The organism is Klebsiella sp. M041, from assembly GCF_059759695.1.
In genome coordinates this window covers 194,530-209,476 of sequence record NZ_JCAXWU010000004.1, presented here as the reverse complement: position 1 = coordinate 209,476, position 14,947 = coordinate 194,530, and the positions used below count along the sequence as shown (strand labels likewise).

The window sequence follows — 14,947 nt, the reverse complement described above, 5'->3', positions numbered from 1 at the left end:
AGGGCTTTATTTCCGGCCCTGGTTGTTTTATATTCCCTCACTGTTGCTTATTTAAACATTTTAGACTTTTCTTAATTTTAGAAAATATTCTGCGGCAAGTCGCAACAACTTTGCAGAGGCGTATGAAAGGGGACAGGGGGAAAAATGCGGATTAAACCTGACGATAACTGGCGTTGGTATTACGATGAAGAGCACGACCGCATGATGCTCGATCTGGCCAATGGCATGTTATTTCGCTCGCGCTTCGCCCGGCGCATGCTGACCCCGGACGCTTTTGCCCCATCGGGATTCTGCGTCGATGACGCCGCGCTCTATTTCTCCTTTGAAGAAAAATGCCGCGATTTCGAGTTGTCGAAAGAGCAGCGGGCGGAATTAGTCCTCAACGCATTAACCGCGATCCGTTTTCTCAAACCGCAGATGCCGAAAAGCTGGCACTTCGTCGCCCATCCCCATCACTGGCAGCCGAGCGGCGGCGACGCGGCCTGCGTCTGGCTGAGCGATACCGGGGAGCAGGTCAATTTGCTGGTGGTGGAGCCGGGCGATAACGCCGCGCTTTGTCTGCTGGCCCAGCCGGGTCTCACGCTTGCCGGCCGCGTTATGCAGCTGGGCGATGTGATTAAAATCATGAACGACAGGCTGCAGCCGGCGCAAAGCGCGGTCAGCTACAGCCTGGGGCAGGCGGTTTAAGGCGCCAGGCGCAGGGCCGTTTTCGGCACGCAGCTGCAGGCGAGAATGGTGCCATCTCCGGCGACCGCATTTTTCTTTAACGGATTCACTTCCCCCTCTTCAAGACGGATGCGGCAGCTGCCGCAGATCCCCGCCCGACACGAGTAGGGTACGCGAATGCCCTGTTGCTCCAGTTGTTCCAGCAGCACCTGCTGGTTATTGCCGGTAAATTGTTGACCCTGCCATTCAATGGCAACCGTGGCCTGCTGCTGCGCCTCGGGAGCCGGGGTATCGTCGCTTTCGCCGGCGCCGTAGGCTTTCGCCGGGCCGCGGGCGAGGATTTCCACTTCATCCCCCACCCGGATCACGCCGCTGTTACGGGCAATCAGGTTCTGACCAAAGTCGACATCGCCATTATCCTGCGCGGTGCGGAAGCGCTTTAAGGTTTCCAGCGGCTCTCCGCTGGGATGCTTCTGCCCGCGCTCCGGACTGACGGTGGTAAAAATGCAGCGGCTGCACGGCTTGGCGACGTCAAATACCACCTCGCCGACGCGGATCACTTTCCAGCTGTCTTCATCCCAGGCCGCCGCGCCGGTGACCATGAGATTAGGCCGAAACTGTTCTATGCTTACGCTTGCCGGGCAGCGCTGCTGCAGGTCGCGCAGCGAGGCCTCGTTAGCCAGCAGGTAAGGGTAGCCGTCGGCGAAGGAGAGCGGTATCGCATCGTGGCGCTTCACCCGGCGGGTTAACTGTGGCCCCAGCCAGCGCAGCTGGACATCGCGATTGAAAAAGCCGCTGAGCCACTGATTAACGGCGGCGGGCGCGATAAGGGCGGTAAAATGGTTGCCCCAGACTTCTGTCGGCTCGGCCTGAGGGGCGAAATCGTTAAAACGCACCACGGCGCTGCTGCCGTCCGGTGCGGTCAGGTGAAGGCCATCATGCAGCGGCGCCGGAATAAATTTCACCATTTGCGGAAACTGACGGGCGGTAATAAAGGTGCCGTCGGTTTCGGTGACCATAAACAGGCGATCGAAGGCCAGGCCGCTGATATCGGCAAAGGCGTGGGTCAGGCCCATGCCGCGCATGGATTTAACGGGATGAATAAAAAGACGCGAGAGCGTTACCATACGCTGCCTCCGGGTTCCAAAAATAAGCCTATAACTTTATGACATAGGGCACATATTGGCTATAATGCGCACCAATTTTCTTTAAGTAAAAGTGACGATATGAATTCTCTGTTTGCCAGTACGGCTCGTGGGCTGGAAGAGCTGTTAAAAACTGAACTGGAAGGGCTTGGCGCGACGGACTGCCAGGTAGTCCAGGGCGGGGTCCATTTTCAGGGGGATACGCGCCTGCTGTATCAAAGCCTGATGTGGAGCCGGCTGGCTTCGCGCATCATGCTGCCGCTGGGCGAGTGTCGCGTATACAGCGATCTGGATCTGTACCTCGGCGTACAGGCCATTCCGTGGACGGAGATGTTCAACCCTGGCGCCACCTTCGCGGTGCATTTTAGCGGTCTCAATGAGGAGATCCGCAACAGCCAGTACGGTGCGCTGAAGGTCAAAGACGCCATTGTCGACAGCTTCACCCGTAAGAACCTGCCGCGCCCGAACGTCGATCGTGAGTCGCCCGATCTGCGGATCAACGTCTGGCTGAACAAAGAGACGGCGCACATCTCGCTGGATCTGAGCGGCGAAGGCCTGCACCTGCGCGGCTACCGCGATGGCACCGGTATGGCGCCGATCAAAGAAAACCTCGCGGCGGCGATCGTGATGCGCTCCGGCTGGGTGCCGGGCACTCCGCTGCTCGATCCGATGTGCGGCTCCGGTACCCTGCTGATTGAGGCGGCGATGCTGGCGACCGACCGCGCGCCGGGCCTGCACCGCGGCCACTGGGGCTTTGGCGGCTGGGCGCAGCACGACGACGCCATCTGGAAAGAAGTGAAAGCGGAAGCGCAAACGCGCGCCCGTCAGGGGCTGGCGGCATATGGGTCACGCTTCTATGGCTCGGATGTCGACGAACGCGTCATTGACCGCGCCCGTCGCAACGCCCGTCGGGCCGGCATCGGCGAGCTGATCGATTTTGAAGTCAAAGACGTCGCCCAGTTGAATAATCCGCTACCGAAAGGCCCGTACGGCACCGTGATCAGCAACCCGCCGTACGGCGAGCGTCTGGAAAGCGAGCCGGCGCTGATCGCCCTGCACAGCCTGCTGGGCCGGATCATGAAAAGTCAGTTTGGCGGCTGGAACCTGTCGGTGTTCAGCGCCTCGCCGGAGCTGTTAAGCTGCCTGCAGCTGCGCGCCGACAAACAGTTTAAAGCCAAGAACGGCCCGCTGGACTGCGTACAGAAGAATTATCACCTGGCGGAGAGCGAAGGCGGCAAGCCGGCGATGCTGGCGGAAGATTTTGCTAACCGTCTGCGTAAGAACCTGAAGAAGTTTGAAAAATGGGCCCGTCAGGAAGGCATTGAATGCTATCGCCTGTACGATGCTGACCTGCCGGAATATAACGTGGCCATCGACCGCTACGCCGACTGGGTGGTGGTCCAGGAATATGCCCCGCCGAAAACCGTCGATGCGCACAAAGCGCGCCAGCGCCTGTTCGATATTATCGCCGCGACCATCGCCGTACTGGACATGGCGCTTAACAAGCTGGTGCTGAAGACCCGCGAGCGGCAGAAGGGGAAAAACCAGTACCAGAAGATGGCGGAGAAGGGCGACTTTATCGAGGTGCAGGAGTACAACGCGCGCCTGTGGGTCAACCTCACCGACTACCTGGATACCGGTCTGTTCCTCGACCACCGTATCGCCCGCCGTATGCTCGGCCAGATGAGCAAAGGCAAGGACTTCCTGAACCTGTTCTCCTATACCGGCAGCGCCAGCGTCCACGCCGGTCTCGGCGGCGCGCGCTCCACCACCACGGTGGATATGTCGCGCACCTACCTGGAGTGGGCGGAACGCAACCTGCGTCTCAATGGCCTGACCGGCCGCGCGCATCGCCTGATGCAGGCGGACGTGCTGGGCTGGCTGCGGGAGAGCACCGAGCAGTTCGATCTGATCTTTATCGATCCGCCGACCTTCTCCAACTCCAAACGAATGGAAGATGCTTTCGACGTCCAGCGCGATCACATTCGCCTGATGACCGATCTGAAACGTCTGCTGCGTAAAGGCGGCACCATTATGTTCTCGAATAACAAACGCGGTTTCCGTATGGATCATGACGGGCTGGCGGCGCTTGGCCTGAAGGCGCAAGAAATTTCGCAAAAAACGCTGTCGCAGGATTTTGCCCGCAACCGTCAGATCCACAACTGCTGGCTGATTACCGCAGCCTGAAAGGAATAAAGAATGTCACTGATTAGTATGCACGGCGCCTGGCTTTCCTTCAGCGATGCGCCGCTGCTGGATAATGCCGAGCTGCATATCGAAGATAACGAACGCGTCTGCCTCGTCGGACGCAACGGCGCCGGCAAATCGACCCTGATGAAGATCCTCAACCGCGAGCAGGGGCTGGATGACGGGCGCATTATTTATGAACAGGATCTGATTGTGGCGCGTCTGCAGCAGGATCCGCCGCGCAATGTCGCCGGTACGGTGTACGATTTTGTCGCGGAAGGCATCGCCGAGCAGGCGGCCTACCTGAAGGCCTATCATGACGTGTCGCATCAGGTCATGACCGATCCGAGCGACAAAAATTTAAATGAACTGGCGCGCCTGCAGGAGCAGCTCGATAACCTGGGGCTGTGGCAGCTGGACAGCCGCATTAACGAAGTGATTGAGCAGCTTGGTCTCGACGCCAACGCACAGCTGGCATCCCTGTCCGGCGGCTGGCTGCGTAAAGCGGCGCTGGGCCGCGCGCTGGTCAGCGGGCCGCGCGTGCTGCTGCTCGATGAACCCACCAACCACCTGGATATCGAAACCATCGACTGGCTGGAAGGGTTCCTCAAAACCTTTAAAGGCACCATTATCTTTATTTCGCACGACCGCTCCTTTATCCGCAATATGGCGACGCGCATCGTCGACCTCGATCGCGGCAAGCTGGTGACCTACCCGGGCGATTACGATCAGTATCTGCTGGATAAAGAGGAAGCCCTGCGGGTTGAAGAGCTGCAGAATGCGGAATTCGACCGCAAGCTGGCTCAGGAAGAGGTATGGATCCGCCAGGGGATCAAAGCGCGCCGCACGCGTAACGAAGGCCGCGTTCGTGCCCTGAAGGCGATGCGTCGCGAGCGCGGGGAGCGCCGGGAAGTGATGGGCAGCGCCAGAATGCAGGTTGAAGAGGCTTCGCGCTCCGGCAAAATCGTGTTCGAAATGGAGAACGTCAACTATCAGGTTGATGGCAAAGTGCTGGTGAAAGATTTCTCCGCGCAGATCCAGCGCGGCGACAAGATTGCCCTGATTGGCCCCAACGGCTGCGGGAAAACCACGCTGCTGAAGCTGATGCTTGGCCAGCTGCAGGCCGACAGCGGGCGGATCCACGTCGGCACTAAACTGGAAGTCGCCTACTTCGACCAGCACCGCGCAGAGCTGGATCCGGATCGGACGGTGATGGATAACCTCGCGGAAGGTAAGCAAGAGGTGATGGTTAACGGTAAGCCGCGCCATGTGCTGGGCTACCTGCAGGACTTCCTGTTCCATCCCAAACGGGCGATGACCCCGGTGCGCGCGCTCTCCGGCGGGGAACGTAACCGCCTGCTGCTGGCGCGTCTGTTCCTGAAACCCAGCAACTTATTGATTCTCGATGAACCGACAAACGACCTGGATGTCGAAACGCTGGAGCTGCTGGAAGAGCTGATCGATGGCTATCAGGGCACCGTGATGCTGGTAAGCCACGATCGTCAGTTCGTGGATAACACCGTAACCGAATGCTGGATCTTCGAAGGCGGCGGTCGCATCGGCCAGTACATCGGCGGCTATCACGATGCCCGCGGCCAGCAGGCCCAGTCGTTGGCGCAGAAGCAGCCGGCAGCGAAAAAAACGATGGAAGTCGCTCAGCCAAAAGCAGAAACTGTCAAACGCGGTGGGAACAAACTAAGCTATAACCTGCAGCGCGAGCTGGAACAGCTGCCGCAGAAGCTGGAAGCTCTCGAGGCCGAACTGCAGACGCTGCAGGAACAGGTTGCCGATCCCGACTTCTTTGGACAACCGCACGATCGCACGCAGCAGGTGCTGGCAAAGCTGGCCGAAGCGGAACAGGCGCTGGAAGCAGCCTTTGAACGCTGGGAATATCTCGAAGGATTAAAGAACGGCGCCTGAGCCGAGGAGTTGTCATGTGCGATCATCATCATGCTGCGCGACATATTTTATGTCCCCAATGTGATTTGCTGGTGGCTTTGCCGCAGCTGGAGCATCGCCAGAAAGCCGCTTGCCCGCGCTGCGGTACAACGTTAACCACCACGTGGGACGCGCCTCGCCAGCGTCCCACGGCTTACGCGTTGGTCGCGCTGTTTATGCTGCTGTTGGCCAACCTGTTTCCATTTATCTATATGAAAGTGGGCGGGATCAGCAGCGAAATAGAGCTGTTGGAAATTCCCAATGTGTTATTTACCGAGGATTACGCCAGCCTCGGCACCTTCTTTTTACTCTTTGTGCAACTGGTACCGGCCTTTTGCCTGGTCACCATTCTGCTGTTGGTCAATCGGGTCAGGATGCCCGCTGGCCTGAAAGCGTTTCTGGCGCGAATTCTGTTTCACCTGAAGACGTGGGGAATGGCGGAGATCTTTCTTGCCGGCGTGCTGGTGAGCTTCGTTAAGCTGATGGCCTATGGCGATATCGGTATCGGTCTGAGCTTTGTTCCGTGGTGCATGTTTTGTCTGCTGCAGTTACGCACTTTCCAGTGCGTCGACCGCCGCTGGCTGTGGGATGATATTGCCCCCATGCCAGCCATTAGCCAACCGCTGAAGGTCGGAGTGGCCGGCATCCGCCAGGGGCTGCGCTCCTGCGCCTGCTGCACGGCGGTGTTACCGGTCGACCAGACGGTCTGCCCGCGCTGTCATAGTAAAGGAACGGCGCGGCGTAAAAACAGCCTGCAGTGGACGCTGGCCCTGCTGGTGACCTCATTTATCCTCTATCTCCCCGCCAATATTATGCCGATCATGATCACCGATCTGCTGGGCGATAAAATGCCGTCAACCATCATGGCCGGGGTAATTTTACTGTGGAGCGAGGGGTCTTATCCGGTGGCGCTGGTGATTTTTATTGCCAGTATTATGGTGCCGACGCTAAAGATGATCGCTATCGCCTGGCTGTGCTGGAATGCCAATGGCAACGGTGCGCGCGATTCGGAACGCATGCATCTGATCTATGAAGTGGTGGAATTTGTTGGCCGCTGGTCAATGATTGATGTTTTTGTCATCGCCGTACTCTCTGCGCTGGTGCGCATGGGAGGGTTGATGAATATCTATCCCGCCATCGGCGCGGTTATGTTTGCGCTGGTGGTGGTGATGACCATGTTTTCAGCCATGACGTTTGATCCCCGTTTACTGTGGGATCGTGAGCCAGATTCAAGCCATGAGGAAAGACAACAACATGGAAAATAAGAGCGGAGAAGCGAAAGTGCAGAAGGTGAAGAACTGGTCACCGGTGTGGATCTTCCCTATCGTCACTGCGCTGATCGGGGCGTGGATCCTGTTTTATCATTACAGCCATCAGGGACCTGAGGTCACGCTGATCACCACGAATGCGGAGGGGATTGAAGGGGGAAAAACCCGTATCAAGAGCCGTAGCGTGGACGTTGGGGTGGTGGAGAGCGCCACGCTGACCGACGATTTAACCCACGTGGAAATCAAAGCCCGCCTCAATTCCGGGATGCAGAAATTACTGCACAATGATTCCGTCTTCTGGGTGGTGAAACCGCAGGTAGGCCGCGAGGGGATCAGTGGCCTGGGAACATTATTGTCCGGGGCCTATATTGAACTGCAGCCGGGGTCGAAAGGTACGGTGCCGGAGCAGTATCCGCTGCTTGATTCTCCGCCGCTGGCCTCGCCGGACGCCAAGGGGATCCGTATTCTGCTGGAGAGCAGCAAGGCGGGCCAGCTGTCGCCGGGCGATCCGGTGCTGTTCCGCGGCTATCGCGTGGGGTCGGTGGAAACCAGCACCTTCGACACCCAGAAACGTCGTATCACTTATCAGTTGTTCATCAATGCGCCCAATGACCGCCTGGTGACCACCAATGTCCGCTTCTGGAAGGACAGTGGGATCGCTGTCGATTTGACCTCGGCGGGAATGCGCGTCGAGATGGGCTCGCTGTCAACGCTGTTTGGCGGCGGCGTGAGCTTCGATATTCCGGAAGGATTGGATCTCGGCGAGCCGGTGGCGAATAAAACGGAATACCATCTGTTTGACGATCAGAAGAGCATCCAGGATTCGGTCTTTACCGAACATATTGACTATGTGATGTTCTTCAAAGACTCAGTTCGCGGCCTGCAGCCCGGCGCGCCGGTGGAGTTCCGCGGCATCCGTCTGGGAACCGTCGGCAAAGTGCCATTCTTCATTCCCGGTCTGAAGCAGCGTTTGAACGACGACTATCGCATTCCGGTGGAAGTGCGGGTTGAACCGCAACGTCTGGTTAACCAGCTGGGCGGCGATCCGAATATTCGCGCCCACATTGACGATCTGATCAACCGCGGACTGCGCGGCTCGCTGAAAACCGGCAATCTGGTGACCGGCGCGCTGTATATCGATCTCGACTTCTATCCGAAGGCGCCGCCGCGCGGGAAAATGCAGGAGTTTAACGGCTATCCGATTATCCCGACCATCAGCGGTGGTCTGGCGCAGATCCAGCAGCGTCTGATGGATGCGCTGGATAAGATTAATAACCTGCCGCTCAATCCGTTGCTGGAGCAGGCGACCAGCACCCTGGCGCAGAGCGAGAAGACCATGCAGCACGTGCAGACCACGCTGGATAGTCTGAATAAGATCACCTCCAGCCAGTCGATGCAGCAGTTGCCTGCCGATATGCAGACGACGCTGCGCGAGCTGAACCGCAGCATGCAGGGCTTCCAGCCGGGCTCCGCGGCCTACAATAAGATGGTGGCCGATATGCAGCGTCTGGATCAGGTGCTGCGCGAGCTGCAGCCGGTCCTGAAAACGCTCAATGATAAGAGCAATGCGCTGGTATTTGAGGCGAAGGATAAAAAAGACCCACAGCCGAAGGGAGCGAAATAATGAAAAAATGGTTACTCGCGGCAACCGTATGCGTGCTGACGGCATGCAGTAGCGGCGGCGAAAGCAAAACGTATTACCAGCTGCCGGTGGCGCAGGGCGGCGCACAGCGCGCCGCCAGCCAGGGGGCACGTCTGCTGTGGGTTGAGCAGGTCAGCATCCCGGATTATCTGGCGGGTAACGGGGTGGTCTACCAGACCACCGACGTACAGTATGTGATCGCCAATAATAATCTGTGGGCCAGCCCGCTGGACCAGCAGCTGCGCACTACGCTGGTGGCGAACCTGAGCCAACAGCTGCCGGGCTGGGTAGTGTCATCCCAGCCGCTGGGTAGCGAACAGGATACGCTCAACGTCGCGGTCAACGGCTTTCACGGACGCTACGACGGGCGGGTTATCGTCAGCGGTGAGTGGCTGCTAAAGCATCAGGGGCAGCTGATCAAACGCCCGTTTAACATCGTGCTTAAGCAGGATCAGGATGGATATGATGCGATGGTCAAGACCCTGGCGCAGGCGTGGAGCCAGGAGGCGGCAGCCATTGCCAGCGAGCTTAACCGTCTGCCATAAGTAAAATTCATCACGCTGATCTGCCGCGCGGTTCATCTGAGCCGCGCGGCTTTTTTTTGTCAGGTCAGTTCGTTACCGGCCGGTGTGCCAGGTGAACAAAAAATGAACTCTTATATAGGTCACAAATATGACAATGGCGTGAATTTTGCGCATTGACGTCGCCTTCATTTCGCGGTATTCGTAACCCGTGGCTGCACAATTTGCGACCACTGTTTTCTTTTCCACCAGATCAAAGAATGAGGGAAACGAGGCATGAAGAGACAAAAACGAGATCGCCTGGAACGGGCACATCAACGCGGATATCAGGCGGGTATCGCAGGAAGATCGAAAGAAATGTGTCCATACCAGAGCTTGAATCAACGCTCATGGTGGCTGGGAGGCTGGCGAGAAGCCATGGAGGACAGGGTACTAACGGCCTGACACTGTCTCTTTAAAAAAGAAGCCTCCGCATAGCGGGGGCTTCGCCTTTTAATCGCTGCTGAACGTTATCAGAAAGCGGAAGTATCCTGGAACAGACCCACTTTCAGATCGCTTGCGGTGTAGATCAGACGATCGTCAACCAGCACTTCTCCATCGGCAAGGCCCATAATCAGACGACGGTTAACGATGCGTTTGAAGTGGATGCGGTAGGTCACTTTTTTCGCGGTCGGCAGAACCTGCCCCGTGAATTTCACTTCGCCAACGCCCAGCGCACGGCCTTTGCCTTCGCCGCCGAGCCAGCCGAGATAGAAACCTACCAGCTGCCACATGGCATCCAGGCCCAGGCAGCCCGGCATCACCGGATCGCCGATAAAGTGGCAACCGAAGAACCACAGGTCCGGGTTGATGTCGAGTTCGGCCTCAACATAACCTTTGTCGTAGTTACCACCGGTTTCGGTCATTTTGATGACGCGGTCCATCATCAGCATGTTTGGCGCCGGCAACTGCGGGCCTTTCGCGCCGAACAGTTCACCACGACCAGAGGCAAGAAGATCTTCTTTTGTATAGGATTCGCGTTTATCTACCATGTTTTCAGTAAGCCTTATTTTAAGTTCGGGACGCAGGATAGCTAACACGTGTAAGCTGAACAAGTCCGATCAGTTAGAACTTGTCCCACCTAACCAGCGTAGCGGCCACGGAAAACGATGGCGAGTCTCCTGCTGGGTCGCCTGCGCTATCCGCTCCTGAATGGTTTGTCGCAGCGTCTGTCCTTCACCGTCCCACATCAGCTGGGTCAACATCGGCAGCGCTTCGGTAATATCGTCTATTGCCCAGATAGCAAACTGATTGTCGGCAACGGCCTGACGCAGCTCGTGGGCCAGACTAAGATGGCGAACGTTGGCGGCAGGGATAATCACGCCCTGTTTTCCGGTGAGACCGCGCTGCTGACAGATTGTGAAGAAACCTTCAATTTTTTCATTCAGTCCGCCGACCGGCTGCACACGACCAAACTGGTCGACGGAGCCGGTGATCGCGATGCTCTGATTAATCGGCACGTTGGCCAGCGCGCTGATTAAGGCGCAGAGTTCCGCCATGGAGGCGCTGTCGCCATCCACTTCACTGTAGGACTGTTCAAAGGTCAGCGAAGCGGAGAAGGGGAGTTGTTGCTCCAGCTCCAGCTCGGACATCAGAAAAGCCTGCATGATCATCATGCCTTTCGCATGGATGTTGCCGCCCAGCTCGGCTTTGCGTTCGACATCGATAAACTCGCCGTCGCCAATGTGCACGACGCAGCTGATGCGCGAAGGTTCGCCGAAGGCGCGTGGATGACCGGGGAATTCAATGACTGAGAGGGCGTTGATCTGCCCGACGCATTCGCCTTCGGTTTCAATCAGGATCTGTTCCTGCAGGATTTCATCCTGCATACGCTCCGCCAGGTAGCCTTCACGCCACTCCCGGCGCGCCAGCATCGTCTGCATCGCTTCGCCGGTAATCTCTTCGCCTTCGCAGAAGGCGGCAGACTCACGCAGCTGGCGGGCTATCCATAGCGGGCTGAGCGGCAGGGTCTCCTGGTCGCCGGTGTAGCGCGTCCCTTCATCGATCAGCAGTGGCCAGGCATCGCTCGCCGGGCCCGGTAGCTCCAGCTGCTGCGCATTCTGCCATACCCACTGGCACCAGGCCTTCAGCGTATCGGCGTCCGCAAACTGCAGGGTATCTTCATACTCGCTATAGATAGCCTGGGCAGAGAGCTCTGGCTCCATTTCCTGGAAATCGGCCAGCGATTCGCGTTCGCCCACCAGCATGACTTTCAGGCTCAGCGGCATGGTAGGGATGCTGACCGGCAGCGGCCGTGATTCATCAATGGAAAGCCAGTCAAAGCGCTGACGGGTCACCATATTTTTCAGGCGCATCCACAGCAGCGGTTGCGCCAGTAGTGCGCGTAGTGAGAGCACCAGCACGCCGCCGTTGGCCTGATGGACCAGGCCAGGCTGGAGTGTGATTTCACCGTTAAACTGGCGTACGCAGCCAAACAGCTGTTCCGCCTCCAGCCAATCGGCCGCCACGACCGGAGCGGTACTGGCAAAATTATCTTCAGCGTGTTGCGCCGGCGCGAGCGTCACGTGAGCGCCGTTAACCTCATAGCGAACTCCGTGAAGCGGTGCGGCAGGCTCGTGCAGCGTGCGAGTTTCAGCCGCCAGCCATTGCAGATATTCCGGCTCCTCAGGGGCTTTCACCAGCATGAAGGAGGAGACTGCCGGGGTGTACAGCAGCTGCTCAAGCGCATAGAACAACCGCGGCTGCAGATCGCCCGAGAGGGAGGGGGCCGGATGAGAGAGTTCAGCTTGAGCAAACAGCGCCTGGTAAGGTTCCAGATCAGGCGCAAGGTCGGTTCGGGTCAGTTTCGTAATGGTCAAAGTCGCTGTTTTTTAGTTAGATGTAAAGCGCGCAATTATACCTGATGCCGCGTCTGAGCACACGGAGGATTATGGCTACCCCGATGATTACCCGGCCATCCACATCACGAATAATGATTTATATTCAGCACATCAGGAAAAAACTGATATCCTGAAATGAGTTACACGGTCACATTGAGATCGCAATGAAATATCAACAACTGGAAAATCTTGAAAGCGGCTGGAAATGGAAATATCTGGTAAAGAAGCACCGGGAAGGTGAGCTGATTACCCGCTACATTGAGGCCAGCGCTGCGCAAGCTGCGGTAGATGACTTGCTGACGCTCGAGAATGAACCTGTGCTGGTGCATGCCTGGATTGAGCAGCATATGAATCCGGCGCTGATGAACCGCATGAAACAGACCATCCGTGCGCGACGGAAACGCCATTTTAACGCCGAGCATCAGCATACGCGTAAGAAGTCGATCGACCTTGAGTTTGTCGTCTGGCAGCGCCTTGCCGGTCTGGCGCAGAGGCGTGGGAAAACCTTGTCCGAAACCATCGTCCAGCTGATTGAGGATGCTGAGCATAAAGAGAAGTATGCCAGCAAAATGTCGAGCCTGAAGCACGATCTGCAGGTACTGTTAGGTAAGGAGTAGCAGGCTGCCCGTTCAGTGGTGACTAAGGCGCAGGTCGCGCCACACAGGCTACCATCCGCCTCTAACGGCCTTCAGTCTTTAGCCGCTAAAGCGAGCGAGAAGACATAAAAAAACCCGCCGAAGCGGGTTTTTTCATCAGTTATAACTTAAGCCGCAGGCTGAGTTACAACTTCTTTGTAGCCTTTAACTTCGATCTCTACACGACGATCCGGAGCCAGGCAGTCGATCAGGGCAGCGCGAGCTTTCACGTTGTCACAGGTGTTGCCAGTAACCGGGTTGGATTCACCCATGCCGCGAGCGGAGATTTTGCCAGCCGGGATGCCTTTAGCAACCAGGTAGTCAACAACGGACTGAGCACGTTTCTCAGACAGCTGCTGGTTGTAAGCTTCGGAACCGATGCGGTCGGTGTAGCCCAGAACAACAGCGGAACCGTCTTTCGGATCCATGTTGCTCAGCTGGGTGTACAGCTGATCCAGAGCCTGCTGACCTTCCGGTTTCAGGGTTGCTTTGTTGAAGTTGAACAGTACGTCAGACTTCAGGGTGAAGTGCTTGGTAGCCACTTCCGGAGCCGGAGCCGGAGCCGGAGCTACAACCGGAGCAGCATCTTCCTGACCGAAACGGTAGGAAACGCCCAGGCTCAGCATGCCGTTATCAGGACGGGTACCCACAGTGCCCGCGTCGCCGATGTTGTTAACCCACTGGTATTCCAGACGGGTAGCGATGTCACGAGTAACAGCCCACTCTACGCCGCCAGCAAATACTGGGGAAACGCCAGTGTCGTGTTCGCTACGGGAAACGCCGGTAGAAGCGTAGTTGCCTTTGGAGTCAGCGCGCCAAACCATGCCGCCCAGACGGGTGTAGATGTCCAGATCGTCAGTGATCGGGTAACCCAGTTTAGCGGTCAGCTGAACGCCCTGAGCTTTGAAAGCACCGTTGTCAACGCTGCCTTTATATGCCATACGGCCCAGCCAGTCGTAACCCATTTCGAAACCGAGGTACGGGTTAACCTGGTAACCACCGAACGCACCAGCACCGAGCTGATCGTTACGGGTCGGACCATTGTTGCCCTGGAAACCGTTACCGTAGAAACCGGTGTCGTGATACTGGGACCAACCCAGTTTACCACCTGCATACCAGGTGTTATCTTTCGGAGCGGCCTGCGCTACGGTAGCGAAGCCAGCCAGTGCCACTGCAATCGCGATAGCTGTCTTTTTCATTTTTTGCGCCTCATTATCATCCAAAATTCGCCATGAAGTTACAAAAGACCTCACGGTTAAATCCTTCACCGGGGGCGTGACTTGTTGTTAACTATGCTGATACATGCAGCGTAAGCCGATCACCCCTGGCGATGTAAAGTCTACAACTTAGTTCGAAACTTACAAGTGTGAACTCTGTCAGGCATATGAAAAAAAAGGGTTGTGTACACAATATTTAACAAATATGGTTGATTTTCGTACACGAAAAAAAGGCACGAATGCCCGTGTGGCAGGCATTCCGCGAAAAAGACCTTAAAAAACGCTGTGCCATTACTACCGGTAAAAAAAATTCCAGGAATAATCCTAATTTCACTCAATGATACAAATTTGAGTGAATTTTTAGCCCGCTGAGTTGTCTGCCGAGCGTGCCCTGATTTCGGACCGGGCGCATGATGAATCCCATCGCGCAGCCTTCCTGGGCTGCATGCACCAGACGCTCATGTTCATCAGCGGTTAACTCCTCCGCCAGCCAGCAGATAACCACGCTATAGTTACCGGTACGCAGGGCGCGGATCATCGAGTCTAAAGTGTGACTGGGGGAGAGCTGGCTGATTTGCATGACCTTAGACAGCGGCAGACCGGCGGACTGAACCCACTCGCGGCTAAGCTTTTGTTGCGGCGTAAGCCACAGCTGCCAGCGAGACTGTTGACCCAACTGCTGTAATAAAGGTAGCAACAACAACTGTGTCATCATGGGTTGATCTTCACGATAGACAATTTCACTGATCAGCCCATTGGCGGCCTGTTCGCCAGAACGATGAGCGTAGTGGGCTGCCGGAGTAGAGGCCTGTGCTGAACGGTTTGCATGAGCTGAAGTAAACATAGTCT

The 14,947-nt window shown here is 56.9% G+C and carries 13 protein-coding genes; 8 read left to right on the top strand and 5 right to left on the bottom strand.

Going from position 1 to position 14,947, the window contains the following annotated elements:
* Positions 1–144 precede the first annotated feature (144 nt).
* Entirely contained in the window at positions 145–687 is a 543-nt protein-coding gene (zapC, locus tag AC6CWS_RS06625) for a cell division protein ZapC (protein ID WP_023289043.1), read from the top strand.
* Here the strand turns inward: zapC and AC6CWS_RS06620 are convergent.
* A complete protein-coding gene (locus AC6CWS_RS06620) occupies positions 684–1,793 on the bottom strand; it encodes a YcbX family protein (protein ID WP_102004241.1) in 1,110 nt (369 codons plus the stop codon). The genes zapC and AC6CWS_RS06620 overlap by 4 nt on opposite strands.
* Positions 1,794–1,892: 99 nt before the next feature.
* On the opposite strand from AC6CWS_RS06620, the gene rlmKL reads away from it, so the two are divergent.
* The 6 genes from rlmKL to rmf all read left to right on the top strand — a co-directional run bounded on the left by rlmKL (position 1,893) and on the right by rmf (position 9,811).
* Positions 1,893–3,998: a bifunctional 23S rRNA (guanine(2069)-N(7))-methyltransferase RlmK/23S rRNA (guanine(2445)-N(2))-methyltransferase RlmL gene (gene rlmKL / locus AC6CWS_RS06615; protein WP_102004240.1), complete on the top strand. Its 2,106-nt coding sequence runs from the start codon at positions 1,893–1,895 to the stop codon at positions 3,996–3,998.
* 12 nt (positions 3,999–4,010) lie between these two features.
* Positions 4,011–5,918 (top strand): ABC transporter ATP-binding protein, encoded by a 1,908-nt coding sequence (locus AC6CWS_RS06610; protein WP_023289046.1) that lies wholly within the window; start codon positions 4,011–4,013, stop codon positions 5,916–5,918.
* Between the two features lie 14 nt (positions 5,919–5,932).
* A complete protein-coding gene (pqiA, locus tag AC6CWS_RS06605; RefSeq protein WP_023289047.1) occupies positions 5,933–7,201 on the top strand; it encodes a membrane integrity-associated transporter subunit PqiA in 1,269 nt (422 codons plus the stop codon).
* Positions 7,191–8,828, top strand: coding sequence for an intermembrane transport protein PqiB (gene pqiB, locus AC6CWS_RS06600; protein ID WP_023289048.1), 1,638 nt, complete (start codon positions 7,191–7,193; stop codon positions 8,826–8,828). Before pqiA ends, pqiB begins: the two co-directional genes overlap by 11 nt.
* Complete coding sequence (gene pqiC / locus AC6CWS_RS06595) at positions 8,828–9,391, top strand: membrane integrity-associated transporter subunit PqiC (protein WP_032455285.1); 564 nt, start codon at positions 8,828–8,830, stop codon at positions 9,389–9,391. The genes pqiB and pqiC overlap by 1 nt, the downstream gene beginning before the upstream one ends.
* Before the next feature lie 252 nt (positions 9,392–9,643).
* A complete protein-coding gene (gene rmf / locus AC6CWS_RS06590) occupies positions 9,644–9,811 on the top strand; it encodes a ribosome modulation factor (protein ID WP_002898396.1) in 168 nt (55 codons plus the stop codon).
* Positions 9,812–9,879: 68 nt separating this feature from the next.
* On the opposite strand, the gene fabA is transcribed toward rmf, so the two are convergent.
* Both fabA and AC6CWS_RS06580 read right to left on the bottom strand, forming a co-directional pair.
* Positions 9,880–10,398 carry a bifunctional 3-hydroxydecanoyl-ACP dehydratase/trans-2-decenoyl-ACP isomerase gene (gene fabA / locus AC6CWS_RS06585; RefSeq protein WP_004201428.1) on the bottom strand — a complete coding sequence of 173 codons (519 nt, stop codon included), beginning with the start codon at positions 10,396–10,398 and terminating at the stop codon, positions 9,880–9,882.
* A 69-nt stretch (positions 10,399–10,467) separates the two neighbouring features.
* Positions 10,468–12,225, bottom strand: a complete 1,758-nt coding sequence (locus tag AC6CWS_RS06580; RefSeq protein WP_065881818.1) for an AAA family ATPase — start codon at positions 12,223–12,225, stop codon at positions 10,468–10,470.
* 185 nt (positions 12,226–12,410) lie between these two features.
* Here AC6CWS_RS06580 and matP point away from each other — a divergent pair, with 185 nt between their 5' ends.
* Positions 12,411–12,863: a macrodomain Ter protein MatP gene (gene matP / locus AC6CWS_RS06575; RefSeq protein WP_002898404.1), complete on the top strand. Its 453-nt coding sequence runs from the start codon at positions 12,411–12,413 to the stop codon at positions 12,861–12,863.
* Between the two features lie 146 nt (positions 12,864–13,009).
* On the opposite strand, the gene ompA is transcribed toward matP, so the two are convergent.
* A complete protein-coding gene (gene ompA / locus AC6CWS_RS06570) occupies positions 13,010–14,080 on the bottom strand; it encodes a porin OmpA (protein WP_044521956.1) in 1,071 nt (356 codons plus the stop codon).
* Between the two features lie 352 nt (positions 14,081–14,432).
* Positions 14,433–14,942: an SOS-induced cell division inhibitor SulA gene (gene sulA / locus AC6CWS_RS06565; RefSeq protein WP_065881816.1), complete on the bottom strand. Its 510-nt coding sequence runs from the start codon at positions 14,940–14,942 to the stop codon at positions 14,433–14,435.
* Positions 14,943–14,947 lie beyond the last annotated feature (5 nt).